Annotated in this window: 2 protein-coding genes; both read right to left on the reverse strand. The window is 59.8% G+C overall.

Annotated features, from left to right (window positions below):
• A partial coding sequence (locus A3730_RS11925; protein ID WP_231883942.1) for a potassium channel family protein occupies positions 1–302 on the reverse strand: 302 nt, incomplete at its 3' end.
• Between the two features lie 23 nt (positions 303–325).
• On the reverse strand, positions 326–776 hold a 451-nt coding region (locus A3730_RS31620; protein ID WP_369819069.1), incomplete at its 5' end, for a class I SAM-dependent rRNA methyltransferase.

Here is a 776-nt window from a genome sequence, read left to right on the forward strand (position 1 = left end):
ACCATATAGGTCCTGAAGGCTTCGGTGGCTGCGGCCACTGTCACCGCCACAAAGACCCCGCTGAACATGATGCCCACAATGGCCACCAGGATCGCCATGAACTTGGTGCTCTTGTGTGATGGACGCAGATCCCCGTACCCCACCGTCAACGCGGTAATCATGGACCAGTAGAACGCATCGAACCGGCTCCAGCCTTCGCGCTGCCCCACCCATTGCCCCAGCCCGACGATCACCACCAGGAAACCGGCGAGAAACGGAGCGCCCAGCACCATGGCTTTCATGAACAGGGCCAGAAAGGCCAAGGCAAGCTCCATCGTCACATACCCTACAGGCTGAACAGCACCCGGCAGAACCAGGTCTTCAGGTAAGCGGTTTCGGCAATGGCCGGGTGCACCGGGTGATCCGGCCCCTGCCCTTCGTAACCCACCACCTGAATGCTGCGGTCGATGTGCCGGGCGCTACTGTGCACCACATCCAGCAGACGCTCTGCCGGCATGTGCATGGAGCAGGACGCCGATACCAGATAGCCACCGGGTTTCACCAGCCGCATGGCCAGCTCGTTGATGGCGTGATAACCGGCCAGGCCGTTCTTGAAATCTTTTTTGCGCTTGATGAACGCCGGCGGGTCCAGCACCACCAGATCATACTTTTCGCCGTCGGCAATCAATTGCTTCATGGCCGCAAACGCATCGCCCTGAATGCTGCCCACCGTGTCAGCGACACCATTCAGTTCGGCGTTGCGATGCACATAATCCGTGGCGATTTCAGAGCCATCC

Source organism: Alcanivorax sp. HI0044 (assembly GCF_001634945.1).